Origin of the sequence: Desulfosporosinus meridiei DSM 13257, assembly GCF_000231385.2 — a bacterium.
GTDB classification, from domain to species: domain Bacteria; phylum Bacillota; class Desulfitobacteriia; order Desulfitobacteriales; family Desulfitobacteriaceae; genus Desulfosporosinus; species Desulfosporosinus meridiei.
Genome location: NC_018515.1, coordinates 3,562,106 through 3,585,666, shown reverse-complemented (window position 1 = coordinate 3,585,666; position 23,561 = coordinate 3,562,106). Strand labels below are relative to the sequence as shown.

Annotated in this window: 28 protein-coding genes and 2 pseudogenes; 22 read left to right on the top strand and 8 right to left on the bottom strand. The window is 40.2% G+C overall.

From position 1 onward, the window contains the following. Positions 1 to 10: 10 nt before the first annotated feature. The 4 genes and pseudogenes from DESMER_RS16560 to DESMER_RS16550 all read left to right on the top strand — a co-directional run bounded on the left by DESMER_RS16560 (position 11) and on the right by DESMER_RS16550 (position 3,226). The gene (locus DESMER_RS16560) at positions 11 to 847 is read left to right on the top strand and encodes an ABC transporter permease (RefSeq protein ID WP_014904212.1); all 837 of its coding nucleotides are present in this window, start codon (positions 11 to 13) and stop codon (positions 845 to 847) included. A gap of 11 nt (positions 848 to 858) precedes the next feature. Then, positions 859 to 1,782 (top strand): ABC transporter ATP-binding protein, encoded by a 924-nt coding sequence (locus DESMER_RS16555; protein WP_014904211.1) that lies wholly within the window; start codon positions 859 to 861, stop codon positions 1,780 to 1,782. 166 nt (positions 1,783 to 1,948) lie between these two features. After that, positions 1,949 to 2,167 (top strand): annotated as a pseudogene (locus tag DESMER_RS24965) (biotin synthase BioB); the annotation flags it as partial. A 318-nt stretch (positions 2,168 to 2,485) separates the two neighbouring features. After that, positions 2,486 to 3,226: a sulfite exporter TauE/SafE family protein gene (locus tag DESMER_RS16550; protein ID WP_014904209.1), complete on the top strand. Its 741-nt coding sequence runs from the start codon at positions 2,486 to 2,488 to the stop codon at positions 3,224 to 3,226. 133 nt (positions 3,227 to 3,359) lie between these two features. On the opposite strand, the gene DESMER_RS16545 is transcribed toward DESMER_RS16550, so the two are convergent. Then, positions 3,360 to 4,244 carry an SPL family radical SAM protein gene (locus DESMER_RS16545; RefSeq protein WP_014904208.1) on the bottom strand — a complete coding sequence of 295 codons (885 nt, stop codon included), beginning with the start codon at positions 4,242 to 4,244 and terminating at the stop codon, positions 3,360 to 3,362. A gap of 305 nt (positions 4,245 to 4,549) precedes the next feature. On the opposite strand from DESMER_RS16545, the gene DESMER_RS16540 reads away from it, so the two are divergent. The 5 genes from DESMER_RS16540 to DESMER_RS16520 all read left to right on the top strand — a co-directional run bounded on the left by DESMER_RS16540 (position 4,550) and on the right by DESMER_RS16520 (position 8,866). Next, positions 4,550 to 4,807 carry a type II toxin-antitoxin system HicA family toxin gene (locus DESMER_RS16540; protein WP_014904207.1) on the top strand — a complete coding sequence of 86 codons (258 nt, stop codon included), beginning with the start codon at positions 4,550 to 4,552 and terminating at the stop codon, positions 4,805 to 4,807. 2 nt (positions 4,808 to 4,809) lie between these two features. Continuing rightward, positions 4,810 to 5,154, top strand: coding sequence for a type II toxin-antitoxin system HicB family antitoxin (locus DESMER_RS16535; protein WP_014904206.1), 345 nt, complete (start codon positions 4,810 to 4,812; stop codon positions 5,152 to 5,154). A gap of 210 nt (positions 5,155 to 5,364) precedes the next feature. Next, complete coding sequence (locus DESMER_RS16530; RefSeq protein WP_242831001.1) at positions 5,365 to 5,604, top strand: hypothetical protein; 240 nt, start codon at positions 5,365 to 5,367, stop codon at positions 5,602 to 5,604. Positions 5,605 to 6,306: 702 nt separating this feature from the next. Next, positions 6,307 to 8,232 carry a cell wall-binding repeat-containing protein gene (locus DESMER_RS16525; RefSeq protein WP_014904204.1) on the top strand — a complete coding sequence of 642 codons (1,926 nt, stop codon included), beginning with the start codon at positions 6,307 to 6,309 and terminating at the stop codon, positions 8,230 to 8,232. Positions 8,233 to 8,548: 316 nt separating this feature from the next. Beyond that, positions 8,549 to 8,866, top strand: coding sequence for a hypothetical protein (locus DESMER_RS16520; RefSeq protein ID WP_014904203.1), 318 nt, complete (start codon positions 8,549 to 8,551; stop codon positions 8,864 to 8,866). A gap of 107 nt (positions 8,867 to 8,973) precedes the next feature. Here DESMER_RS16520 and DESMER_RS16515 read toward each other — a convergent pair whose 3' ends face one another. Both DESMER_RS16515 and DESMER_RS16510 read right to left on the bottom strand, forming a co-directional pair. Continuing rightward, positions 8,974 to 9,192 (bottom strand): hypothetical protein, encoded by a 219-nt coding sequence (locus DESMER_RS16515; RefSeq protein WP_014904202.1) that lies wholly within the window; start codon positions 9,190 to 9,192, stop codon positions 8,974 to 8,976. Further along, the gene (locus DESMER_RS16510) at positions 9,185 to 9,625 is read right to left on the bottom strand and encodes a hypothetical protein (RefSeq protein ID WP_014904201.1); all 441 of its coding nucleotides are present in this window, start codon (positions 9,623 to 9,625) and stop codon (positions 9,185 to 9,187) included. Before DESMER_RS16510 ends, DESMER_RS16515 begins: the two co-directional genes overlap by 8 nt. A gap of 538 nt (positions 9,626 to 10,163) precedes the next feature. On the opposite strand from DESMER_RS16510, the gene DESMER_RS16505 reads away from it, so the two are divergent. From DESMER_RS16505 to DESMER_RS16495, 3 genes are all read left to right on the top strand, one after another. After that, the gene (locus tag DESMER_RS16505) at positions 10,164 to 10,460 is read left to right on the top strand and encodes a nucleotidyltransferase family protein (protein ID WP_014904200.1); all 297 of its coding nucleotides are present in this window, start codon (positions 10,164 to 10,166) and stop codon (positions 10,458 to 10,460) included. Further along, on the top strand, positions 10,444 to 10,878 hold the full coding sequence (locus tag DESMER_RS16500; protein WP_014904199.1) for a HepT-like ribonuclease domain-containing protein: 435 nt from the start codon (positions 10,444 to 10,446) through the stop codon (positions 10,876 to 10,878). The genes DESMER_RS16505 and DESMER_RS16500 overlap by 17 nt, the downstream gene beginning before the upstream one ends. A 760-nt stretch (positions 10,879 to 11,638) precedes the next feature. Beyond that, the gene (locus DESMER_RS16495) at positions 11,639 to 13,300 is read left to right on the top strand and encodes a methyl-accepting chemotaxis protein (protein WP_014904198.1); all 1,662 of its coding nucleotides are present in this window, start codon (positions 11,639 to 11,641) and stop codon (positions 13,298 to 13,300) included. Positions 13,301 to 13,634: 334 nt separating this feature from the next. Here the strand turns inward: DESMER_RS16495 and DESMER_RS24770 are convergent, their stop codons facing one another. Continuing rightward, entirely contained in the window at positions 13,635 to 13,766 is a 132-nt protein-coding gene (locus DESMER_RS24770) for a hypothetical protein (protein WP_282433028.1), read from the bottom strand. Between the two features lie 529 nt (positions 13,767 to 14,295). Between DESMER_RS24770 and DESMER_RS16485 the strand changes: the two genes are divergently transcribed. The 5 genes from DESMER_RS16485 to DESMER_RS16465 all read left to right on the top strand — a co-directional run bounded on the left by DESMER_RS16485 (position 14,296) and on the right by DESMER_RS16465 (position 17,416). Then, positions 14,296 to 14,514, top strand: a complete 219-nt coding sequence (locus DESMER_RS16485) for a hypothetical protein (RefSeq protein ID WP_014904196.1) — start codon at positions 14,296 to 14,298, stop codon at positions 14,512 to 14,514. Positions 14,515 to 14,590: 76 nt separating this feature from the next. After that, positions 14,591 to 14,995, top strand: coding sequence for an iron chaperone (locus DESMER_RS16480; protein ID WP_014904195.1), 405 nt, complete (start codon positions 14,591 to 14,593; stop codon positions 14,993 to 14,995). Between the two features lie 2 nt (positions 14,996 to 14,997). After that, positions 14,998 to 15,192: a hypothetical protein gene (locus tag DESMER_RS16475; RefSeq protein ID WP_014904194.1), complete on the top strand. Its 195-nt coding sequence runs from the start codon at positions 14,998 to 15,000 to the stop codon at positions 15,190 to 15,192. A 26-nt stretch (positions 15,193 to 15,218) separates the two neighbouring features. Next, on the top strand, positions 15,219 to 15,968 hold the full coding sequence (arr, locus tag DESMER_RS16470; protein WP_014904193.1) for an NAD(+)--rifampin ADP-ribosyltransferase: 750 nt from the start codon (positions 15,219 to 15,221) through the stop codon (positions 15,966 to 15,968). A 353-nt stretch (positions 15,969 to 16,321) separates the two neighbouring features. Then, positions 16,322 to 17,416 (top strand): plasmid pRiA4b ORF-3 family protein, encoded by a 1,095-nt coding sequence (locus tag DESMER_RS16465; RefSeq protein WP_014904192.1) that lies wholly within the window; start codon positions 16,322 to 16,324, stop codon positions 17,414 to 17,416. 149 nt (positions 17,417 to 17,565) lie between these two features. Here the strand turns inward: DESMER_RS16465 and DESMER_RS16460 are convergent, their stop codons facing one another. Further along, positions 17,566 to 17,784, bottom strand: a complete 219-nt coding sequence (locus tag DESMER_RS16460) for a hypothetical protein (protein WP_014904191.1) — start codon at positions 17,782 to 17,784, stop codon at positions 17,566 to 17,568. 348 nt (positions 17,785 to 18,132) lie between these two features. On the opposite strand from DESMER_RS16460, the gene DESMER_RS16455 reads away from it, so the two are divergent. Then, positions 18,133 to 18,438, top strand: coding sequence for a helix-turn-helix domain-containing protein (locus tag DESMER_RS16455; RefSeq protein WP_014904190.1), 306 nt, complete (start codon positions 18,133 to 18,135; stop codon positions 18,436 to 18,438). Between the two features lie 386 nt (positions 18,439 to 18,824). Here DESMER_RS16455 and DESMER_RS24535 read toward each other — a convergent pair whose 3' ends face one another. Both DESMER_RS24535 and DESMER_RS16445 read right to left on the bottom strand, forming a co-directional pair. Continuing rightward, positions 18,825 to 19,115, bottom strand: a complete 291-nt coding sequence (locus DESMER_RS24535) for a hypothetical protein (protein WP_242831000.1) — start codon at positions 19,113 to 19,115, stop codon at positions 18,825 to 18,827. A 28-nt stretch (positions 19,116 to 19,143) separates the two neighbouring features. Continuing rightward, on the bottom strand, positions 19,144 to 19,512 hold the full coding sequence (locus DESMER_RS16445; RefSeq protein WP_014904189.1) for a winged helix-turn-helix transcriptional regulator: 369 nt from the start codon (positions 19,510 to 19,512) through the stop codon (positions 19,144 to 19,146). A 196-nt stretch (positions 19,513 to 19,708) separates the two neighbouring features. On the opposite strand from DESMER_RS16445, the gene DESMER_RS16440 reads away from it, so the two are divergent. From DESMER_RS16440 to DESMER_RS16430, 3 genes are all read left to right on the top strand, one after another. Further along, a complete protein-coding gene (locus tag DESMER_RS16440) occupies positions 19,709 to 20,359 on the top strand; it encodes a flavodoxin family protein (RefSeq protein ID WP_014904188.1) in 651 nt (216 codons plus the stop codon). A gap of 131 nt (positions 20,360 to 20,490) precedes the next feature. Beyond that, a complete protein-coding gene (locus DESMER_RS16435) occupies positions 20,491 to 21,306 on the top strand; it encodes a nitroreductase family protein (RefSeq protein ID WP_042334682.1) in 816 nt (271 codons plus the stop codon). Positions 21,307 to 21,786: 480 nt separating this feature from the next. Continuing rightward, positions 21,787 to 22,164: an HIT family protein gene (locus DESMER_RS16430; RefSeq protein ID WP_042333892.1), complete on the top strand. Its 378-nt coding sequence runs from the start codon at positions 21,787 to 21,789 to the stop codon at positions 22,162 to 22,164. Between the two features lie 68 nt (positions 22,165 to 22,232). On the opposite strand, the pseudogene DESMER_RS23195 reads toward DESMER_RS16430, so the two are convergent. Next, positions 22,233 to 22,445, bottom strand: a pseudogene (locus DESMER_RS23195) (transposase); the annotation flags it as partial. 143 nt (positions 22,446 to 22,588) lie between these two features. Between DESMER_RS23195 and DESMER_RS16425 the strand changes: the two are divergent. Further along, positions 22,589 to 23,377 (top strand): 4Fe-4S binding protein, encoded by a 789-nt coding sequence (locus DESMER_RS16425; protein ID WP_014904186.1) that lies wholly within the window; start codon positions 22,589 to 22,591, stop codon positions 23,375 to 23,377. The last annotated feature ends 184 nt before the right edge of the window (positions 23,378 to 23,561 follow it).

Genomic DNA, 23,561 nt, shown 5'->3' with positions numbered 1-23,561 from the left:
AGAAGCCATGATGAGCGTAGCTAACGTAATAGTAGTGGCTGAAAAAGAACTATTGGAATCTATGCGCAGCCGCTGGCTGATTACTTTTACAATTATTTTCGGATTACTAGCCTTACTTATCTCATTTTTCGGTCTTTCTGGTATGGGAGTTGGGGGATATCAAGGGTTTAACCGCGTAACAGCAAGTCTTTTGAATCTTGTTCTTTATCTTCTGCCCTTGATCGCCTTAGTGATAGGCTCCTCTACAATCGCAGGCGAGAAAGAAGCGGGTTCTCTTCATGTTCTCTTAACCCAGCCTGTTAACAAAAGTGAAGTTATTATTGGAAAGTTTTTGGGCTTGGCCTTGGCCTTAACCGCTTCCATCTTAGCAGGTTTTGGCGGTGCGGGAGTAGTTATTGCCTGGAAAACGGGGACCTTAAGTATCTTAGATTATTTGGTGTTTGTAATTTTGTCGATTGTCTTAGCACTTGTATTTTTGAGTATGTCCTTACTGATATCGGTGGTTACTGTGAGACGTTCTCAAGCAGTCGCTTTAGCCATCCTTGTTTGGTTTTTCACGATTTTAGTTTATGATTTTTTAGCTATCGGAATTGCTTCTTTGCAACAGGTAACGGTTGTTGTCCCCCTATTGCTAACCCTCCTGCTGTTAAACCCAGCCGATATGGTCAGAGTACTGGTCGTTTTGCAATTGGGTGGAGAAGAGACATTTGGTCCGACCCTTGCAGCCCTCACTCGGATGATGGGGAGCGGTTCAGGCGAAGTATTACTGGGTGTGGTGCTTCTTCTTTGGCTTTTTGGCCCTCTGGGATTATCTGTCTGGTTGTTTAGCCGAAAACAAGATTATTAGGAGAGAATGCTATGGGACATATATTGGACGTAAAATTCCTGGAAAAGCACTATGGAGATTTCGTTGCTGTTAATAAGTTGAACATGAGTATTGAGCAAGGAGAGATTTTTGCCCTTCTCGGACATAATGGAGCAGGCAAATCCACGCTGATCAAGATGATTTTAGGTTTAGTGAATCCTACTTCCGGAGGAATTCTGATTGATGAGCTTGAATACGGGCAAAAAAGCAAAGAAATCAAGAATCTGATTGGATATCTGCCGGAAAGAATGAACTTTTATGATAATTTAAGCGCTTGGGAAACATTAACCTTTTATGCAAAACTTAAGGGCGTTTCGGCAAACCGTTGTGAAGAGGCGCTGGGGCAGGTGGGACTTGCTGATGTTAAACATCGGAAAGTCGGGGCGTTTTCTAAAGGCATGCAACAAAGACTGGGGCTGGCACAAGCCATTATTCACAGACCTAAATTGCTCGTCCTCGATGAACCGACGACAGGGCTGGACCCGATTGGAATCCTAGAATTAAAAGAGATGATTCGTACCTGGAATAAAGAAGGAACAACGATGTTTTTCTCCTCTCATAATCTCTCGGATGTTCAGGAACTCGCCGAAAACATAGCTATTATGCACAAAGGTTCTGTGGTTGCTGAAGGATCTTTAGCAAAACTTAAGCATGATTACAGATTAAAAACGAGGATCGAAGTGAGAGTCTCCAGAGATCAAATCACAAAGCTCACTAGTCAGCAACTGGCTGATAATTACACCGGGTTGTTTGAGATCCATGATAATGCGTTGATCTGTTATTGTGAATCACAGGAGAAAATGAGCATTTTGCAGACTCTCATAAATGATGGCGTTGTGATAGAGGATTTTTCAGTTGAAGAACCAGGACTAGACATAGTTTACCAGAAAGTCATGAATCAGTTTACCCCTGGTTAAGATAAAGATTTGGAGTGAAGTCTCCTTCCTATTTAAATATATTTAGCAAGTGTCGAGTAGGAACATCAACTTTAAATGTAGAGATAGGTAAAGGAGACCACCCGTTCGGTGAACCGACTTCAAGGTTAACGCCAGACTCTGATTTTGATATGAAACAAATTTACGGAACAACTTTGATATTTGCGCCATTATTAACGGGAAGAGCGGCAGATGTTCCGAAAACTGTAAATACTGTGCTCAATCAGCCTTCTCCACTAGTAAGATCAACGAATATTCACTTTTGGATACTGAAACCCTTGTAAAACTGGCCAAGTACAACGCTGAAAGAGGAGTACTTCGTTATTCCATCGTCACTTCCGCCAAGAAATTGAGCGAAAAGTATATCCTTGAACGCACCTGCTGCATGAGATAAAGCTTTTTTGAAGAATAAACTAACCCGACGTGCCGAGGTTCGATTCCTTTTTCTAAACTGTAATAGCATAATGATTGATTGCTTGCTATATCTCGTTCCGCGTAGTATTCTGGAATAATAGTTATACCAAGTCCAACTCTAGCTAAGGACGCTGCAATTTCATGGCTTTTGGTTTTTATAACGGAGTTGCCATTAGCGGAGTCTCTATTCAGTTTAACGAGGCGTACCTACTATTCGTTTACCGCGCTCGAAAAGCTCGTAATGATTTAAATATAAATATGGAGTAAATTTATGGACATTTTAGCAATTAATATATGCATCATTATCTTCTTATCATCATTTTTACAGTCAATTACTGGATTTGGTTTTGCAATTGTGGGTACACCGCTGCTGCTGTTTTTTATGCAACCGGAGCAGGTTGTTAGTCTGATGACCATCGTCGGTTTATTACTGAACCTTATAGTTATCTATAAGACAAGAGGAAGGTCAGATCCAAAAGTGATATGGCCATTGTTTACGGCCAGTTTGTTTGGAATTATACTTGGAGTATATATACTTAAGGTTATAGACCCTTCTGTACTAAAGCTTAGTATTGGAACTTTGGTTCTATTGTTAGGATTTTTAATGACCTCAAATTATGTTTTCACCATTAAACGTGAAAAGTTAGCGACAATTTTAGTTGGTATTGTCAGCGGTTTTATGGGAGGTTCAACGAGCTTAAGCGGGCCGCCGGTTGTGTTTTTTTTAATGAATCAGCAAAAAGATAAGGAAGCTTTTCGTGCAAATCTCATTCGCTTTTTTTGCTATGGAAATTTTGCGACTCTAATCACAATGTATTACATGGATGCCTTAGATACAGGCGTATTTACACATCTTATATATGCAATTCCCGGAGTTCTAGCGGGTGTATGGCTGGGAGAAAAGACCTTTGCCAAAGTAAGTCCTAAACTTTTCAGATGGCTGACCTTGGCGATTATATTTATTTGTGGCGTAGTTAGTGTTGCCAGCGCATTGGTGAAACAATTCAGTTAATAGACAAGATTACGTGCAAACGGAAACTATTCATTTGATAACAAAAGCATAAAGAGCATGTAACCAGCCTTTTTCTGGTATACATGCTCTTTATGTGTCTCTAAAACGACTACTTAGAGGATCTTTACGATTGCTAAAACAACCTAAGCTGATCATTGCAATAGCCTTTTTTGTATGCTCGAATAATGTCGTCCATTTTGTAAAGCATGCCAAGCCTTTCACACTCACTCTTCATCAACTGCCAGAGCTCGTTGGAGCTTGGGGAGTGACACTCGTAGGAATTACCATATTGACGAGCATATTTCTCTTTAAGATGCGGAAAAATTTCATCAAGTTTTCGATAATACCAATCTCTTTGATTTTGTCTTAGTGTTACACCAAAAGCTGGGTAGATGAATTTAGCGCCATTCTCAGAGGCGAGACGAATAATACCGCTAATGTTCTCTGCGTTATCCTCAATAAATGGCAAGACAGGCATGAGCAGTATCCCTGCAAAAATTTTGTTCTCAGCTAATTGTTTAAGCGCAGAAAAACGCTGCGAGGAAACCGCCACATTAGGCTCAATCTTTTTGCAAAGCACGTCATCACAGGTGGTGATGGTCAGCTTGATGAGAGTTGGGGAATGCTGGCGTATCTTATTTAAGATATCAATATCCCTAGTCACCAAATTACTTTTTGTAGCAATCGAAATTCCAAAACCGAAGGAGTTAATTAGTTTTAAAGCACCTCTGGTAAGTTCATACTCCTTTTCTATAGGGTTGTATGGATCACTCATGGCACCTGTACCGATTACTCCTGTTTTACGTTTTGACTTAAGATCACGGTGAATTAAGGTCAGAGCATTTTCTTTAGCTCTAACATTATCAAAGTTTTCGACATGGTAGCACTCACTTCTGCTGTCACAATAGATACAGCCATGACTACACCCTTTATAAATGTTCATATTATAGTTGTTTCCAAACCATTTATTGTCTCCACTGTAACCTGATATAATTGTCTTCGCCGGTATGAAATCCATATATTATCCCTTTCACTATGATTATTAACAATCTGTCATTTGCAGCTTATCACCTTAGATTAGTATATCTCGAAAATACGACAACTGTCTGTCATATTCATCGTGTCTCAAGGTGCAGGATACGAAAGCGGCGGTACCCATAGCCTGCTTGCCGAGATTATTAACTGATCATTCTATTAAAGTATGCTTCATCCCGATGCTAACAGGAGGTGCAGCTTGCTAAGTTATCAACGGTCGAAATATGCAACTAATATTTAGTTACATATTTCGACCGTTGATAATATATTTAAAATAAGAGGTGCACGATGAGCAAAAGAGATAAACTTATAGACAGATTGCTTAATAGACCTATCGACTTTGAATATGATGAAGCAAGAAGACTGTTAGCAAAATTCGGTTACAAAGAAGACAACAGAGGGCATACTTCTGGGTCGAGAGTTGCTTTTGTCCACTGCGAAACAGGACATATTATAAGACTTCATAGACTGCATCCGGGAAATATATTGAAGAAATATCAAATCGAGCAGTTGATTGAAGAGTTGAAAAATCAGGGAGTGGTTTGATTATGAAAGATGTGATGATATACAAAGAATATATTGGTTCAGTGCATTACAACACAGAAGACGAGATTTTCTATGGCAAGATTGAAGGCATAAATGATTCAATCAGTTATGAAGGCAGTAGTGTCAGTGAACTAAAGTCAGCATTTGAAGAAGCGGTTGAGGATTATCTTGAACTGTGCAATTTGAACGGTAAAGAACCTGAAAAGATGTATAAAGGTAGCTTTAATGTAAGAATAACCCCTGAGCTTCATAAACAAGCAGCACAAAGGGCCTTGATAGCGGGCAAATCATTGAATCAGTATGTTGAAGAAGCGATAGAAAAGTATTCAGCAAAAGAACAAAAATGAAGAAGAAATAACCGCCCCTGCCAGGGTTTGCGGTTATTTCTTATAACCCGTAAATCTGGCTAACCGTTCGGTTAGACAATCTGCCGGGCTGGCGTGCCTGCAACACGTCAGTCCTTATATAATAATATATCCATAGATTGTAAAATTAAGAAGGATGCAGAATGGGCCTAAGCAAAAAAGAAATGCAGGCTTAACGAAGAAACCTTGAAAATGGCGAAAGAGATGGGTTTAAATCCTAGAAGTTTAATAAAAAACATACCTAGTAAAAGTGAACAGTGGAAGGCTCCTGTAAGTGTCTGGATCCGGGAAATGTATGAAAAACGACAAGAAAATGCATTTCGGAAAAAGGCCCGCAAGAGAGAAAATCACACCTATGTCTCAAATCCCCTGGGCGGAGTTCGGAATGTTAAGAAGAGTATCGTTCCATATGCCGGAGATGGGGAGAAGTAGAGAAGAGCAAAACAAAGTACTCCGAGCTATTTGACTAGGCCCGGAGTACTTTGCTTTGCTAAGATCACCGATGTAAAATGTAAAATCCCAGACCAATCTGGGATTATTTAGATCATTCTATTAAAATATGCTTCATCTTTTATACTACCAGATTTCCATGCCGCTTTGCGGCACCACTGATGAATGTCGCTTCGGCGGCATTCCTTTTGACCTCCGAATTGAACAACCTAATGCTGAAACCTTGGCTGCTTTTGATGATGTCAATAACAATCGCAATATGAGCAAAACCTTGACAAGATTAGTATTCTTCAAGGATAACAGAACATGATTAGAACAAAACAGGCCGCCTTGTGTTGTGAGGCGGCCTGAACTCGGTGATCAGAGATATCATTCATCTATTTTTTGGAATATTATGCCATAATGTTTTGAACAGGTTGTCGAGGAACGGTTAGCCACACCCATTTGCGACATTCATTGTTATGATCATGAAATGAGGGGGATGTCTCAAATCCACGCGGTGAGACATTCGCAATCGGCACAAATATTACCAGAAGGAAAATTCATCACGCCAACGAATACTAAACGTAAGCCATAATATTGATCATCAGGTCAAATTTACTTAAGTCTAATTAGAGGCAGTAAGATGCTTCGAGAGCGATGGTTAAAAAGAAATCTAAAGAGACGTGAGGCGAAAAAATAATAATGAGTAAAATTAAAAAAGCTTTAGCTGCTCTAGTTATGGCCAGTATGGCATTGACAATGGTTCCTTTTACCGTATTTGCTTCCGACACGGTTCCAACTCGATTGGCAGGTACAAATGCTGAACAAACCGCAGTCAGAATTGCTGATCAAACTGGTTGGGCCGGAACCGCAATTCTTGCTTCCTCAACTTCCTATGGTATGGTTGATGCCTTAACCTCAGGTCCGCTGGCCTATTATTTAAAAGCGCCTATCCTTCTGACCGGAGCTGGAAACAAACTTGACTCTGCTACCAAAGACGAACTTGTTAAACTCGCCGTTACTAAGGTTTATGTGACCAGCGGAACGGCGGTGATCAGGCAAGGAGTCCTCGATGAGCTGAAAGCAATGAATATTACGGTTGTACCTCTTGGTGGAGTTGACCGTTTTGAAACCTCGGTTAAGATCGCTCAACTGATGGTTACTCTCGGTGCACCGGTGACAAAGGTCGCGGTCGCCTACGGCTGGTTAACCCAAGACGCGCTCTCAATTGCCTCTATTGCTTCCCAGGGGAGTCAGCCGATTCTTTTAACGAACAGTGCTAAACTTCCTGATATTGTCCAAGAATTCTTAAAAGAAAATCCTGGCATCACGACGTCTGATGTCATTGGCGGAACCGGCGTCATTAATAGTACGGTATTAAATCAACTTCCAAAGCCTACCCGCCATTCAGGAATCACAGCTTACGATACGAATGATCAAGTCATTAAAGACTTCGCCGGTTCTCTATTGTTTGACCAGGTATACTTGGCCAATGGAGTTACGGGTATTGATGCTCTTTCCGGTGCACCGCTGGCTGCTCAAACTAAGTCTGCCATAGTCCTCACTGACGGCGTTAAGTCTCCTGCTGCAGGCGTTTTTGTGAAAAGCAAGATGTCCGTTGACTGTATTGTCACTGCACTCGGAGGCGAAGCAGTCGTTACGGAGAGTCAACGTAATCTTGTAACTACAATAGATACAAATGTAAAAAACGCAATAATTGCCCAAAAAATAGAGGATATAGCCAATCAGAATGATATTCCGCCCGCGCTGGTTAAAGCTATTGCATGGATAGAGAGTGGATGGAAACAATACGAATCAGATCCAACAACGGGACAGCCTCTGACCGATCAACCCTTTATATCTGCCGACGGCGGCATAGGAATTATGCAGATTTCTCCGGCTAATTATCCCGAATACGATGTTGCCAGGCTGAAAAGTGATCTGGATTATAATATTGACACAGGCTGTAAAATTCTCAATAACAAGTTTAGAGCCTACCCCAAGATTGGAGACGGGAATCGCAACGTCTTAGAAAATTGGTATTTTGCCGTATGGGCCTATAATGCTTGGACTAAAGAAAATAACCCGAATTACTATACGGGTCAAGACGCCTATCAGGATAAGGTATTTGGCCTTCTCGGTCAAAAATACAACAGTGCAATTACATTTGCTCCAGGTGCCACAATTCTTCCCAAATCCCTATTACCCCTTACAGATCCGCCGAATCTCTCCAGTTGCTGGAGCACGCCAACTCCCATGCACAGCGGAGATCTGGCATTTGATTCTGAGTCATTGATGACTAACGGGGATTTCTGGTATAACTATGAAATCCCTCAGCAGCCCAGGGGCGATTACTATGTACAGGCCTTAGCATTTTATAATACTCTTTATAATAGCCCATTGGTTTCGTCAGGGGATAAGACGATGGTTTCTCAGAAAATCCTTAACACCTATAACAACCTCTTAGATTCAGCAGATGCTTTGGTGTTAGAGAATAATGCTGCATCCTCCGCAATTGCAGCAAAATATTACTGGACCGTTCTTCAAGGACCGAACTTGGATTCTGCAATTAAGAACCGGGCTGGTTCCGGTTATCAGAATACTTCTGCTAAAGCAAACCAGTCCTAAGATTTAAAACTGTTTATACTGGCCACACCCTTTTAGAAAGGGGGTGGTAGGATGATTTCAATGGTTGAGACGATGTATCTCATGATTGCATTTGCGACACTCATTGTTATGATCATGAAAAAGAAATAACCGCCCCTGCCCAGGATCGCGGTTATTTCTTATAACCCATAGTTCCGGCTAACCGTTCGGTTAGACAATCTGCCGGGCTGGCGTGCCTGCAACACGTCAGTCCTTATATAATAATATATCCATAGATTGTAAAATATGCAACCGGCTCACCTATGGTTAAATTGAGCAAAGAGAAAGGGTAAGTGCATTGGCTAAATCTATTAAGAAGGATGCAGAATGGGCCGAAGCAAAAAAGAAATGCAGGCTTAACGAAGAAACCTTGAAAATGGCTAAAGAGATGGGTTTAAATCCTAGAAGTTTAATAAAAAACATACCTAGTAAAAGTGAACAGTGGAAGGCTCCTGTAAGTGTCTGGATCCGGGAAATGTATGAGAAACGACAAGAAAATGCATTTCGGAAAAAGTCCCGCAAGAGAGAAAATCACACCTATGTCTCAAATCCCCTGGGCGGAGTTCGGAATGTTAAGAAGAGTATCGTTCCATATGCCGGAGATGGGGAGAAGTAGAGAAGAGCAAAACAAAGTACTCCGAGCTATTTGACTGGGCCCGGAGTACTTTGCTTTGCTAAGATCACCGATGTAAAATGTAAAATCCCAGACCAATCTGGGATTATTTAGATCATTGTATTAAAATATGCTTCATCCACCTGCAATTGCTTTTTTAAAATATTCTTCCATAACCGCGAAGATATTTCACCTGTCCCCTTGGAGATTTTGGTACGTTTTAAGCTTCCATCGTCCATTATTTTTCGATAAAAATAATGATCTGTATCTTTGTATAGCTCCCATCCATCCCGTTCACAAAATCGCTTTAATTCTCTCCAGCTAGGCATCAAGCAAACCTCTTACGGCATCCTCATCTTTCTGGATTAGCACCCGCATAACATAAGGGAAATGAGCTTTTCTATTGGGAGCCCCATAATATTTATCGAACTCATCCATGTATTCTTGTGCATATTCAATCAATTCTTTAGCAAACTCTGTTTTTAACGCTCCTAAACTTGCAGCATTAGCTATGATATCCAGCTCTTTCAGAGAACCACTTAAGCTGTCGTCAGCCTCTTTTTCATATTCAATAGTGAACCTATACGGTGTTAAAACAACTTCTAAATGCTCAAGAGACATAGCTGCGAGATAGTCTCTGTTCCGTTTTACCAAAGAGGGCTTTAAACGCACAACATTATCAATAAAACGTCCCCAATCTCTCCTCACATCTGTGGCATTAATAACTTCTTGCATAATTACACCCACCTTTTTCGGAACCATGCTTTCACCTCCTATTGTATATTACGTACATAGTGTACGCAATATACATTTTGAGGGAATATAACAACCCCGGTTCATCATCTGAACTCTCGGGTTGTTGCCCATGAAGAGATTCCGCAAGACAGAGGATTACAGTTTAGTCGATCGCTAAGGGTAAATCATGAATCAGTATGTTGAAGAAGCGATAGAACAGTATTCAGCAAAAGAACATAGAGATCATTAGTCAGAAATAACCGCCTCTGGCTAAGATTGCAGTTATTTCTTATAACTTATAATTCGGGCTACCGCTTGGTTAGGCAATCTGCTGGGCTGACGTGCGTGCAACACGTCAGCCCTTTACCTCCAATTCACCGCCGGGGCTGTATATTGATGTGATGATTAAAACCAAGAAAAGCACATTGACGGGACAATTTCAGCATGCTATGCTGAGAATACCAATAATTGGAGACGGAAATTGCCAAGTTAATAGTTAAGTTTTTTAATTAGCCAATGATATTAAACGAAAAGTCTTAGATAATGACAAGAGGATGTGATCTGAATGCCTGGGCAAAATCATCGGATATCTGAATTAGAGAGTATTATGCATCAAAATAATCTATTTAAGAAATTCAAATTGAGTAAATTGGGAGTATTCGGTTCTACCGCAAGAGGAGAAGTGTCTAATGATATAGATATTCTCATTGAGGACAATGTTGATTACCGATCACTTTCAGTCTTTAGAGATGAGCTCCAAAAACTTACAAATAAGCATATAGATATTGTAATTGAAAAGTATGCCAATCCCATAGTGCTGCATAGAGCAAAAAAGGAGATTATCTATGTTACCGAGCATTAAGAACGACCTCATGTATCTGCTAAATATACTTGAGTGCATCGAGAAAATCATACTGTATTCCGCAGATTGTGCCGATGCTGAAGACTTCTTGGAAAAGAATGAGCAGATGAATTTCAACGCCACTCTAAATCTTTTGACGAACATCGGTGAGAATGTTGGAAAAATCAGCAAAGAGCTTAAACAAATATATTCGGATGTAGATTGGCCGTTGATAAAAAGCTTCAGGAATCGGGTAGTTCATGACTATATTAATATTGATACTTTTATGGTATTTGATATCGTCACAAATGATCTCAAAATGCTTAGGGGTACGATTATGAATATTGTGGGAATAGAACTGGATAAGGGCAGTTTCGATACAGAGGAATACGAGGCCGCTAAGAAGAGTTTCTATTATCGGCATATTAAGTTTGATTAAATAAGTACGAGAAATGGGATAACAGCAATTCCAGAAGTGTTAAAGTACTATGGAGATAAAGAAGGTATCCATTATTGGCTTAGGGGCATTGGGAATTGGTAGGTGAACATACCATCATCTTATCCGACCTGAATGGAATTACAAGCGAGATGATTAAATGAAGAGCTTTATCGGCGGATTAAAAAGATAGAGTCGCGATACTGAATGCCAGCAACTGTTATATCGGAATGGGATTGAAGATAGTCTAAAGGGAAAAGTTTTTGTGCAAGTGAATATTGGAGAGCAAAGCAAAGTACTCCGAGCTATTTGACAGGCCCGGAGTACTTTGCTTTGCTAAGATCACCGATGTAAAACATAAAATCCCAGACCAATCTGGGACTATTAAGATCATTTTATTAAAATATGCTTCATCCGAATTTTTATCCATGAGTTGTTAGTGAGAGGTGTGACTTTTTTCACAGTAAAATTATCACAACTATCACGATACAACTTTTAATTTTGATCTAAACTTAACTTATCACCAGAGAAATAATATATATTAGGAAGGAAAACAAGAGATGAGTATGTTTGGCTTACAATAAATCAAGTTTTAGCTTGCTGATAAAGTAGTAGATACCGTTGAATTTGGACCAATTGTGGTTAAGGTTGCTCAGAAGGTAGTACATAGTGGCGCGTTTTCCTTCGATTAACTATGAGTCGTTTGGAGGCTTTACATTAGTCGTAAAAAATAATGGATGATAATGCAGGATGAAGTGAAGGGATGATAAAATTGAAACTCAAGACTAAACTGTTATTAGTGTTTTCTATTATGGTTTTTCTATCAATTGCAACCGTGGGATTGAATTTAATCACCTACAAATCATTAGACAGTGATGCTGTCTTTGTAAACAGCGCCGGAAAATTGAGAGCAAACAGCTACAGAATGGCATACCTTTCAGAACGAATTATTATTGGTGGGATTGATCAACAAACAGAGAGTAAAGAGTTACTGGAAAGGGTTGCGTTCTTTGATAACTTGATTAAGTCATTGATCAATGGGGATGAAGCTCTTGGACTAAAGAAACTAGAACAGCCAGAAATGCTGGAAAAATTGCAAGCCATTGAAGGCAAATGGAGTAATCAATACAAAACTGCCTATGAAATGATAGCTAGGGATGGAAATAAACAAGGACTAACTAGTATTGAGGATTCAGTAGATAGCTTTGTAGCTGAAGTTGACCAACTTGTTGGTGCATATTCGGCCCTATCCCAGAGTAAAGTAACCAATGCAAAAGTTATTAGTGAGCTCATGCTCTTAATCACAGTTTTCTTTGGAATATTTGGCGTGATTATGGTTAGGGCACAAGTAATACGTCCAATTGAACGTCTATCCATGGAAATGAAAGGTATTTCTTCCGGAGACGGTGATTTAACGACGCTGATCAAAATTGTAAGACAGGATGAACTTGGTGAATTGATCCTGCATTTCAACAACTTCTTAGCTAGCATTAGGGAGATAGTAATTAAGATATCAAAGTCCTCTTATGTGCTTAGTAACTCGATGCAGGGTATTTCTGGAACTAGCTATGAACTATCAAAGTCCACAGAAATGATTGCCAATGCCGTAATGGAAGTTTCTAACGGCAGCGTAGAGCAAACTGAAATGATAGGCAGTCTCAATGCTTTGGTGGAACAGATGAATGATGATGTGGGAAAGGTGCTTGATAAGGCTGAGAAACTGCTTCAGGGTTCGGCAAGCTCTAAAGCTTCTGCGGGAGAAGGAAATCAACTTCTGGAGCTTCAATCAAGAGATTTAACGAAAGTTGTTTCGAGCTTAGCAGATGCAAATACATCAGTAAAAAGGCTTGAAGGCTATTCCAATGATATTAAAGGTATTTTGGAGATAATCAATAACATATCTAGTCAAACTAATTTACTGGCGTTGAATGCCGCAATAGAGGCGGCTCGTGCGGGTGAGTCTGGAAGAGGATTCGCAGTAGTTGCAGGAGAAATAAGAAAACTAGCAGAGGGTACAAGTCAAGCTACAGTTCAAATATCCGAAATTATAAACAATATCACTGGACAAACAGTCATGGTAAGAGATAACATGGCTCAAATGGCTGAGAGCATTGAAAGTCAGTCTCAAAGCATGGATGTTGTTATGAGTAAATTAAATGAAATAGTTAACAAAGCTGAAACTACTTATACAGATGCCAAAGAAATTGAATCCATCAATTTGGTAGTCAAAGATCAATTCGGAACAATTGCAAATTCGGCGAGCAAGATTTCCGAAGTTGTGACGAATAACTCCAGCAACACACAAAACGTTGCGGCTGCGGTACAAGAACAGACAGCTTCTTTCGAAGAGGTAAGCGCGAATATGAGTGCATTGAATGATCTTTCGAGTGATCTTAAGCTTGTCGTCGGACGTTTCAAAATTTGAGTAGTGTCAAAATGCTGGGTGAGATAATTGGTGAAATTAAAAGAAACAGAATCACTCCATATAACAGATATTTGACTGATCGAAACAAGATAAATGGATTGAGGAAAAAGAGTGCGCACACAGGCCTATTAGGAAAAAGTGAAGGAGGTGGGCACAGAGGGAGGTGGGCACAGAGGGACGGTTCTCTCGTGTCATGGGCACAGAGGGACGGTTCTCTCGTGTCAAATTAGAATTGCATGGGAACGGAGGGAATAAGAAAAGACCCCCAGTGCAAGGGGTCTTACTGATTATCGTGAATATGTTCGATTTTACTCAACCTCTTATTCTCTCTCGTTTACAATATACCTGTGGTCTCGAACAGAAATTTTCCATCTTTAATTGTCACTGGGCGAACAGAGATTGCCTTTAGTTTTTGTGGTGATAGTGATGTTTTTCTATATCCGTGGTCTTTTACAGCAACGTTCATGTTCTCGTCCTCCTCGTTTGACGACTTCTCTTCCTCTTTGTTGAAATCATATCACCTTCCGAATGCCCTAATAATTATAATAACAATTCTTAGTGCTATTCCAAACGTAACTATAAAAAGGATAAAAACTATGTATGGATTGTATTTATTCATTAGTAAAGTAAAGTATTGAGCAAAAAAAACATACAAATAAATGAATATCGTTCCTAAAGCCATCGTCCTAAAAAAAGATTTCATTAAAATCACCCATAACCATTATAGACAAATAGAAGGGGTAAATCACCCCTTCTAAGCCACTTTCAAAATTTTACTTTGCGTTATATGGTTATCCCTTTAGATTCATCCGCTTTCGTAGGGGCAGCCAACTTGTCTAATTGTCTGAGATTCAAGAGCTCATCGATGAGAATCGGGGTTAAACTCTTTTTTAAGGATTCCAACAATTGAATAGCTGGATGATTTTCTTTACTAAACGAAGTGAGTTAAACTAATAAGTAAAAAAGCAACTGCAAATATTGAGGAGAAAACTAAATTGAAAAAAATCGTGCAGGTATTCATCGTTTTAGTTTTTGTAACTTTCCTAAGCTTGGCAGGGTGTTCACCAGTTCAATCTGAATCTGACAAGAAGCCTGCTTATCAAACTATTACCAGTGAAACTGCCAAGAAACGTTTAGATAATGAAAATGGTATCATTCTGGTGGATGTAAGGTCTGAAGTTGAATACGCGGAGAAGCTGAATAAGCTTATTTGATTCGGAAAAAACTGTGATCAAAATTATCCGGTTAATAGATTTTTTGTGTGACACAATAACAAGGAGCGTGGGTGAAATGTGGAAATGCCCGAAGTGCGGCCGTGAGTTCAAAAACAAGGAACAAGATCACTTTTGCGTGAAACCGAACAGCATTGACGAATATATCGCCGCACAACCGGAAGATGTGCAATCTCTGATGCAAAGTATCCGCGGAACCATCCGCGCAGCCGCACCGGAAGCCACAGAGAAAATCTCGTGGCAGATGCCGACGTTCTGGCAGGGTGAGAACCTCATCCACTTTGCTGCGTTCAAAAAACACATCGGGTTGTACCCCGGCGGCGAAGCCACATCCGAGTTCGCGGAGCGGCTCGCAGGTTATAAGACTTCCAAGGGAGCGATTCAGTTTCCGCTTGGTAAGCCGATAGATTATGAACTCATCACCGACATCGTGCGGTGGAGGGTAAAACAAGCGGAGGGTTGAATATGCCAGACTTTACATCTGAAGAGTTGAGCGAAGCGCATCGCGCCTTGCTGTCCACGCTCCACAAGTGCGAGAAGATAGATGCAACGAAACTGGGCAAGTCACAGCAAACTCTTCTTGAACGACGAATCGCTGCCCTAAAGGTTGCACTGACGCTGATCGAGAAGGAACAGGGCCAAAAAGAGCCGGGAGAATAATAATCAATTAATTTGAAGGTGATTAGATGAATATAAAATTTGATCCCAATAACGTCGTTGTTAAACTCTGTATGAGTGGGATGAGTTTGGAAGATGGTGGAAACATCGAAGATGCACTCATGATGTTTCATAAAGCATGGCACGAAGCAACAGACGACTATGAAAGATTTATAGCAGCTTATCATTTAGCTCGTCAACAAAAGAGTATTACAGACAAATTGAAATGGATGGAAACATCTTTACAGTGTGCACTAAATATCAATGATGAAAATGTTAAGAGTGCATACTCAACTTTATATTCATACATTGCCAAATGTTATGAGGAGTTGTGTGATTCATATAATGCAAAAAGAAATTATGAATTGTCAAATTCATATAAAGGTGCACCTTCTGATGAAGGACCATTTTATCATGGGACAAAGGCAGATTTGCAGGTTGGTGATTTACTGACAGCGGGTGGAAATTCAAATTACAAACCTGGGCTTATAATGAATCACATTTATTTCACCGCTAATATCAATGGCGCAGGGCTGGCAGCAGCATTAGCAAATGGAGATGGAAGAGAACGCGTTTATATAATAGAACCAACGGGTGAATTTGAAAACGACCCAAATGTTAGTGACAAAAAGTTCCCTGGTAACTTAACACGTTCTTATCGCTCACAAGAACCTTTAAGAATTATTGGTGAAGAAACAGAGTGGGCGAAACTGACAACTACGGAGCGACGCGAATGGCGCGAAAATTTAGCTAAACACAAGGGCGAAATTATCAACTGAACATATTTCATATGAGTGGCACTCATTGTTATGATCATTAGCCAGAAGTAACCGCCCCTGGCTAGGATTGCGGTTATTTCTTATAACTTATAATTCGGGCTAACCGCTTGGTTAGACAATCTGCTGGGCTGACGTGCGTACAACACGTCAGTCCTTTTGTTTTGCCAACTTTTCTAGGTTATCTTCAAGTCATTAATTATACATTTTGTAAGAATGGCAATAACTGCAGCAGGGTTTAGCAGAAAAAAGCAGAAATTATCTATGAGTAAACATAGCAAAGCGAACATCTAAAAAGGCTTAGAATCTCGTCGAATTAGATATAGGATTAAGTTCTTGGACTTAGGAGGGAAAAAATGCAAATATGCTGTACGAAAAAACTATATGACGAAATGGGAATAGTGCCTGGAAAAGGAACCGAAGAAAACGATCTATTTTGTTGGAGCGTGCATTTAATCACGGTGAAGCGCAGAAAGACGCTAGTCGCAGTCAATGACAGCAATCGCTATGGGTTTGTTCTGCATGGTTTGAAAGCCAAGGATTTCAAAAACATTAATGAGTTACTTATCCAAGGAATTAGAAATTGTTTGCGAGACGAGAAAATAAAGAGCGAAATCATCGAAAGCTATTTGAAAGCAGCCGGAGAGTTAGTTTTCTCTAAGACTAGAGGTGCTAAATACGTTGCTCGTCTCAATAAAGCCTGTGAACAGGTAAATATATTTGATGATAGATTAGAAACAAAGGAACTTTATCAGACTAATGTTGCCAAAAGGATGAATAATGACCTCATGAAAATTCCTCAGGAAGCGGTTTATACATACCCGCATGCCCTTTTGTACAGGGATTTCAAGCTTTTTGCCGGGGAAGAAATCGTTCAGTGTGAGGCTGTCGATATAATGGTCAAGCTAAATTTAGATCGCCACACAGCTTGGAGACGAGTTATTACTCCTGTAGATATTACGTTCAAACAGCTGCATATCATATTACAAGCAGTATTCGGTTGGAAAAGTTATCATCTTTATGATTTTGAGATTTTGGACGAGGCAAGTACGTGCGTTTTAAAGGTGATCAGTGAATTTGAAGAAGTTTATGAATCAAGCCCGGACTGCCCAATACGGTTAGATTCAGAGGTTAACTTCTCGGAATATGCCAAGCAGCCTAATAAAATTACGTATTGCTATGATTACGGCGACAACTGGGAGCATGAAATTACCATTCGAGGGACAAATACTGAATATAATAAAACCTATCCGGTTTGCTTAATGGGGGAAGGTGATGCACCACCGGAAGATGTGGGGGGCATTCCGGGATACGTGGAATTTTTAAAAATCATGGCTGATCCGAACCATGTTGACTATGAAACGATGCAAAAGTGGGCGCAGAGTCAATGGTATAGAAACTTTGATATAGGATTAATCAATAGAAGGTTAGAAACTATCTTACGTGTATAGTGATGTTAGTTGAGAACTGCCTGGGTCGTCGATGAAACAAAGGCTACCAATGACTAATTACTTTAAGGTATATCCATAGATTGTAAATACCGACGAAGCAAAGCATGTCCGGAATGACAACGTTGTCGTTTCTGGGGCATGCTTATTTTCTAATGATCTGATGTAATCTCAACAAGACGGATTTTAATACCTAACTCCAGGAAATAGAAGCCCATACCTCGGGAAAGCTCTGCGTTAACCCCCCTTGCCTGCATATATGCGACTCCCAGTTTCCATAAATCTTGGGAGCTATGTTCGGCTAAAAACGAATAGCGCTTACGGACATATTCATAGCCAATCTCAAAATCACTGAGGTCTTGTCTGGACATCGTTTTCCTCCGGTTTTTCTGGGGATTGTTCTCCGATTAGTTCGGCAATACTAACACCGAGAACGGTAGCGAGTTAGTTAAGGTTTGGATTGAGCCTGTAGAAAGACCATTTTAGATTTTATTTATTATGCTTCATCGATATCAACTAAATCAGCAAGTTGTTATTGTGTCACTTTGTATCGTTCTTATCTTTTTATTTGTGTCTATAGTATTCAATAAGACTACTAGTTAAAAGACTATAGAATTATATTCTAAATGTCAATAGAAAAAGATGAATTAAAATCATGATATTTACATTTGTGCGATTCAGATATAATTGAACATGAATTATATTCAGGATGTGATGAAATGAATTATGGACAGCGAATAAAGTTCTTTCGTAATACAGTTGGAATTTCAGCCAATGCTTTAGCGAAGAAAGTTGGACTGGATCCGACTACAATTTATAAAATTGAAGCCAACGATTCTAAACCCTCACTGGGTTCCCTCGAAAGCATATGCGCTGCTCTCAACATTAGTCTTGCGGAATTCTTCACAGAAGAAGAACAGGTCTTAGGACCGGAAATCCAACGACTACTGGGTACTGCGAAAAAGCTTTCACCAGAACAAATCGACTATCTTCAGAAGTTACTGGAATCGCTTAGTAAAGATTGATTTTTTGGCTTTAAGGGTACCTATAAGGTACTCTTTTATAGTTTGATCTATCGAGAGTACTCGGCGGAACATGCTTACAGGCAGTCATTTTTGTCGGTTCCGCGTAGGTTCCATGCCACTCCGCGAAACGACAAGTTTTGCCAAGTAGTAGTATCATTGTGACAAAGAAAGTGCGTCATATATTTGAAGCGGACATGCGGGGCTATTCTAATTATAAAGAAGAGTATTGTTCCATATGCTGGGGATGGGGAGAAGTAAAGCTAATCTCGGAAGGTTAATTTCAAAACCTTTGTCGTCCATTGCGTATATTCGTAAATTTTAAAGAAAAAAGATGCCGACGATTCAAGCGTCGGCATCTTTTGGGATTTCACTCATCCTGCGGCTGCTTAGGAAACTAAATTTTTACCTACTTGGTAAGCTTGTTTTAGCAACGACTGGGCATTTTCGTAAACAGCCTGCCCCTGGGCTCCGAAAATTTTCTCCAGTTTTTCGGCATCAAGGTTAACTAGGCCAGGGATTGCCATCCCGTCAGCATTAATTTCCTGGATTGTTCCATTATTCTTGTGCGCCTTTAAGTACTTCATCCAGCAATAGATCTGTGTTGCTTCCCTTTCGGGGGCTGCCTGAGATACTGAAAATGTACATGTTTTATTCCTCCTCGTTATGCAGACCGGCACAGTTCCGCGCCCTGTCATTTCTAAATGGTTAAGAGTCCCTCGGTTCGGTTTCCTGTGCTTTTTCGCAATTAATTTCCAGCTGCTTGTTTACCCATTCATCAAGATTCTTTAAGATAGGAAGCAAACTTTTGCCGTTGTCCGTTAAGGAATATTCCACCCGAGGCGGCATTTCCAGGTATTGAACGCGCTTGATTATTTTGTAATGCTCTAATTCCTGAAGGCAGTTACTTAGGGACATATTTGTAATTCCGGCTAATTCTCGTTTTAACTCATTAAAACGCAGGACGTCTTTTTTGCTTAAGGTACATAGTATGGGCAATTTCCATTTGCTGCCGAGTACTTGCAACAAATATTGAACAGGGGTAGTTAACGGCTTATCACTTCGGTTATTTCCCATCTATCGAACCCCTTTAGTCAATAAAAATACTTGGTAAAAAATAATATACTTAGTCAAAATAATTTGCGTACTTGTTTAGTTTTGACCAAGTACTATAATTATAGCATGATTAAGGTAACGAAAATAGCTGTGCAAAATGTGTTTTAAAAGTTAACCAGTCTTTAAAAATTCAAGATCATTGAAGGAGAGAACTATAGTGAAGATTATTGCTCTTAACGGCAGCCCGCGAAAAACCTGGAATACAACAACCTTGCTGAACAAAGCTCTTGAAGGGGCTGCTTCCCAAGGAGCTGAAACTGAATTGATTCATCTCAATGATTTGAATTTCAAAGGGTGCATCAGCTGCTTTGCGTGTAAACGAAAAGACGGGCAGCATGGAAAATGTGCCATGAAGGATGATTTAGCAGAGATACTGAAAAAATTAGAAACAGTTGATGGGATTATTTTTGGTTCACCGATTTACTATATGAGCATTACAGCCGGTATGAGGGCACTTTTAGAGCGATTCTTGTTTTCCCATAGCATCTATAATCCGGAAATACCAACAGTGTATCCCAGGAAAATCCCAGCCGGGTTTATCTATACTATGAACGCATCAGAAAAGCAAATCGAGCAATTTGGGCTTAAGCAAAGTTTAAATTTACATGAAATGATGATTGCCAAAACCATTGGAAATCCTCTTACAACTCTATACAGCTATGATACTTATCAATTTTCTGATTATGAAAACTATGAATCATCGATGTTCTCTGAAGAGGCTAAGGCAAAACAGAAAGCTGAACAATTTCCCCTTGATTGTCAAAGGGCTTGGGAAATGGGAATCAAGCTGGCATCCACTGAGATCTAACAACTGGGGGACTCACCAAATTACTCATGATGAAAGGGAGACAAGAGCTTCCACATCAATATATTGGTGAGTATATGAAGAATTTGAAAAAACCGGACAAAGTGGAAAGTAGGAGTGATGAATTTATGAGTATGGATCTGATTCAAGTTAGCCAGGAAAAATGTATCCGCTGTGGAATCTGTGCGGAAATCTGTCCCACAGGAAGTATCATTATCGAAAACCAAATGCCCCAGGCCACAGAACGGAATTGTATTGCCTGTGGACACTGCGTAGCTGTGTGTCCTGTGGCGGCAATAGATAACGTGAAGGCACCGCTGGCCAAACAGTTGCCCCTGGAAAATGTACCTGTCCTTGACGCTGACACTGCAGCCCGCTTTCTCCGCTCCCGACGGTCTATTCGCCGCTACAAAGAAAATCCCGTACCCCGGGAAAAAATAGTGCAGCTCCTGGATATGGCGCGCTTGGCCCCAAGCGGAGGCAACACTCAGGGTGTTTCCTATCTCGTCATTGATAACGCTGAAATACTAAGCAAAATAACGGCTGTTACCGTTGATTGGATGGAAGAACAATTAAAAAAGGGTTCTGCCTGGGCACAGTATTATAGCAGAGTGGTGGAAACTTATCGCCAAACCGGTCAAGATGTCATATTACGAAACGCTCCCTGTCTGATTATAGCTATGACCTCCAAGGACTTTCACCCCCGTGGACGGGATAATACCCATTTTTCCCTGGCCTACGCTGAGCTCTACGCCCCGGCTATTGAATTGGGAACATGTTGGGCGGGATTCTTTGAAGGGTGCGCCTCTGCCAATTATCAGCCCTTGCTGAGTATCTTGAACCTACCGGAAAACATGGTAGTCACCGGTGGATTGTTAGTAGGTTTTCCAAAGTATACTTATAAACGATTAGTGGACAGAAAACCGTTGCAAGTGTCGTGGTGGGGCTAAAGGGGTGCTTGGTACCAATTAAAATCAAACAACCCTCGCTTTTCAGGCGAGGGTTTTCAAAAAATTAGTTTTGTCAGTGCTATCGGTGAGGTTTTTTGTTCGGTCATTTCTGGGGATTAATCTATACACTCAGATAAGGAGAACCCCATCCATGAGGGGGCCCTAACCCGGTGGAATCGTCGAGAGTTTCCATCCTTTTGTTGGAAGCCTACGCTATAATACTTGCTACACTCATTGTTATGATCATGAAGAAGAAATAACCGCCCCCGTCCAAGGATTGCGGTTATTTCTTAGTAACTCGTAGTTCCGGCTAACCCTTCGGTTAGACAATCTGCCGGGCTGGCGTGCTTCCAACACGTCAGTCCTTATTAAATATTATATCCATAGATTGTAAACTATTCAACCGGCTCACATATAAAAGGCCTGAAAGAGAGAAGATCACATTGTTAGGAAAGAAGGGGAAGCAAAGTAAATGAATGTATTTTTTGTAAGCTCCCAGAGATAGCTATCCTTGTCCAGAACGATCTGGCCCTGGCCTTTTTTGATAAGTTCCCGGTCAATGAAGGACATGTTCTGATTATTCCCAAGAGGCATGTAGCAAGCTTCTTTGACCTAACCGAAGAAGAAGTTCTGGGCACCTGGAGATTAGTTCAGGAAGTAAAAGATTTGTTAGACAGCCGCTTCCATCCCATCGCTTACAATGTGGGGGTTAATGTAGGAGCAGCTGCCGGGCAGAGCGTTTTTCACGCGCATATTCATGTTATTCCCCGTTATGAGGGGGATGTCACAAACCCCCTGGGCGGAGTCCGGAATGTTAAGAAGAGTATTGTTCCATATGCCGGGGATGGGGAGAAGTAAAGCATGGCCTAGAATGACAATGTTGTCGTTTCTGGGCCATGTTTATTTTCTAATGATCTGATGAGACATTTAAGCGTATTCCTTACCTTAATGTACAATGCAGCGCTGGTATTCCGTATTAGGAAAAGCCGCCGAAATAGCTTCTTTTATCCCTGTAAGCCCGTCTGCACAGATCAGATGATATCCTTAACTCCCCGGTTCTTCAGATCGTTCAGAATTCCAAACCAGTATTTGCCGCTTTCGTTTTCTCCTATCTGCAGGTTTACGACTTCCTTCTTGCCGGACAGTGTGATCGTTGGAGAAAGATTAATAAATGATTAAAAAACTCTTTTGATATTCTAATCTTTTTTTTATATAACATTAATTTGCAACAACTATACTGAAATCGGTATGTAAACCAAACCAATTATACGGAGGTCATGTAATGAATATTAATACTAAGAAATTAGCAAAAACGACCATTCCTTTTTTTCTAATAATGTTCTCGGTTGTTTTTAGTTCCCTTATTGAGGCGATTTTCGAAAATGCAGTTCAACTTAGCATTATGGCAGCTCTAATAGTATTTATTTTGTTTGCCATTATCTTCAAAAGAAGCTTTTGTGGTTTTTTGTGCATGGTGGGGGCGCTGCAAAGAATTGTTGGATATATAGGATTCAAGCTTTTAAAAAAAAGGTTCACAGTTCCTGCAACACTCGATAAATATCTTAGAGCAGTGAAATACATCATACTTACAGGTTTTGTAGCATTATCCATTGCAAGCGGCAAGTTTCTGCTACAAGTCAGTGTTGACGATGTGTTTGAGCAATATAGCATAATATTGCCTGGATTAGCCTGGATAAGTATTATGTTGATGTTTGTAACAATTATTGGCTCATTTTTTATTGATTATTTCTTCTGCAAATATATCTGCATACAGGGCGCTATCGCCGGAGTTGCAGGTCGGTTTAGCCCCAGTGGTATCGTCCGATGCGAAGATAAGTGCATCAATTGCACGTTATGTACAAAGAAATGTCCCTCAAATCTAGAGGTGCATAAAATGAAGAAGGTAATATCGGCTGAATGTTTTAACTGCCAAAAATGCATTGTTGTATGTCCAAAGAAAGGGGCATTAACTAATAGTTTTGCAGGCAGAAAAATCCCGTTAGTTTTGTTTGTAGCAATGGCAGGAATGCTTTACATATTGTTAACCTTTTTAATACCGCTATTTTTATAGATGGTGCTATGAGCAGGTGTCGATTCATTTCTTTAACAATTAAGAATTGGTTATACAAATAGCCAATTCTTAATGTAGCATAAAAATGATAGAAGCAAAAAGACTCAAACTACGAGGGTTCGAGTCCCTTTGCTTTATTTTAGTTTGGAAAGTTAGGTGAATATAGATGCCAAAAGTTCTGAAG

Excerpts from the sequence above, each read along its gene's own strand:
- DESMER_RS16560 (WP_014904212.1), top strand. The coding sequence starts at position 11 with ATGAGCGTAGCTAACGTAATAGTAGTGGCTGAAAAAGAACTATTGGAA.
- DESMER_RS16555 (WP_014904211.1), top strand. The coding sequence starts at position 859 with ATGGGACATATATTGGACGTAAAATTCCTGGAAAAGCACTATGGAGAT.
- DESMER_RS16550 (WP_014904209.1), top strand. The coding sequence starts at position 2,486 with ATGGACATTTTAGCAATTAATATATGCATCATTATCTTCTTATCATCA.
- DESMER_RS16545 (WP_014904208.1), bottom strand. The coding sequence starts at position 4,244 with ATGGATTTCATACCGGCGAAGACAATTATATCAGGTTACAGTGGAGAC.
- DESMER_RS16540 (WP_014904207.1), top strand. The coding sequence starts at position 4,550 with ATGAGCAAAAGAGATAAACTTATAGACAGATTGCTTAATAGACCTATC.
- DESMER_RS16535 (WP_014904206.1), top strand. The coding sequence starts at position 4,810 with ATGAAAGATGTGATGATATACAAAGAATATATTGGTTCAGTGCATTAC.
- DESMER_RS16530 (WP_242831001.1), top strand. The coding sequence starts at position 5,365 with ATGGCGAAAGAGATGGGTTTAAATCCTAGAAGTTTAATAAAAAACATA.
- DESMER_RS16525 (WP_014904204.1), top strand. The coding sequence starts at position 6,307 with ATGAGTAAAATTAAAAAAGCTTTAGCTGCTCTAGTTATGGCCAGTATG.
- DESMER_RS16515 (WP_014904202.1), bottom strand. The coding sequence starts at position 9,192 with ATGCCTAGCTGGAGAGAATTAAAGCGATTTTGTGAACGGGATGGATGG.
- DESMER_RS16510 (WP_014904201.1), bottom strand. The coding sequence starts at position 9,625 with ATGGTTCCGAAAAAGGTGGGTGTAATTATGCAAGAAGTTATTAATGCC.
- DESMER_RS16505 (WP_014904200.1), top strand. The coding sequence starts at position 10,164 with ATGCCTGGGCAAAATCATCGGATATCTGAATTAGAGAGTATTATGCAT.
- DESMER_RS16500 (WP_014904199.1), top strand. The coding sequence starts at position 10,444 with ATGTTACCGAGCATTAAGAACGACCTCATGTATCTGCTAAATATACTT.
- DESMER_RS16495 (WP_014904198.1), top strand. The coding sequence starts at position 11,639 with ATGATAAAATTGAAACTCAAGACTAAACTGTTATTAGTGTTTTCTATT.
- DESMER_RS24770 (WP_282433028.1), bottom strand. The coding sequence starts at position 13,766 with ATGAACGTTGCTGTAAAAGACCACGGATATAGAAAAACATCACTATCA.
- DESMER_RS16480 (WP_014904195.1), top strand. The coding sequence starts at position 14,591 with ATGTGGAAATGCCCGAAGTGCGGCCGTGAGTTCAAAAACAAGGAACAA.
- DESMER_RS16475 (WP_014904194.1), top strand. The coding sequence starts at position 14,998 with ATGCCAGACTTTACATCTGAAGAGTTGAGCGAAGCGCATCGCGCCTTG.
- arr (WP_014904193.1), top strand. The coding sequence starts at position 15,219 with ATGAATATAAAATTTGATCCCAATAACGTCGTTGTTAAACTCTGTATG.
- DESMER_RS16465 (WP_014904192.1), top strand. The coding sequence starts at position 16,322 with ATGCAAATATGCTGTACGAAAAAACTATATGACGAAATGGGAATAGTG.
- DESMER_RS16460 (WP_014904191.1), bottom strand. The coding sequence starts at position 17,784 with ATGTCCAGACAAGACCTCAGTGATTTTGAGATTGGCTATGAATATGTC.
- DESMER_RS16455 (WP_014904190.1), top strand. The coding sequence starts at position 18,133 with ATGAATTATGGACAGCGAATAAAGTTCTTTCGTAATACAGTTGGAATT.
- DESMER_RS16445 (WP_014904189.1), bottom strand. The coding sequence starts at position 19,512 with ATGGGAAATAACCGAAGTGATAAGCCGTTAACTACCCCTGTTCAATAT.
- DESMER_RS16435 (WP_042334682.1), top strand. The coding sequence starts at position 20,491 with ATGGATCTGATTCAAGTTAGCCAGGAAAAATGTATCCGCTGTGGAATC.
- DESMER_RS16425 (WP_014904186.1), top strand. The coding sequence starts at position 22,589 with ATGAATATTAATACTAAGAAATTAGCAAAAACGACCATTCCTTTTTTT.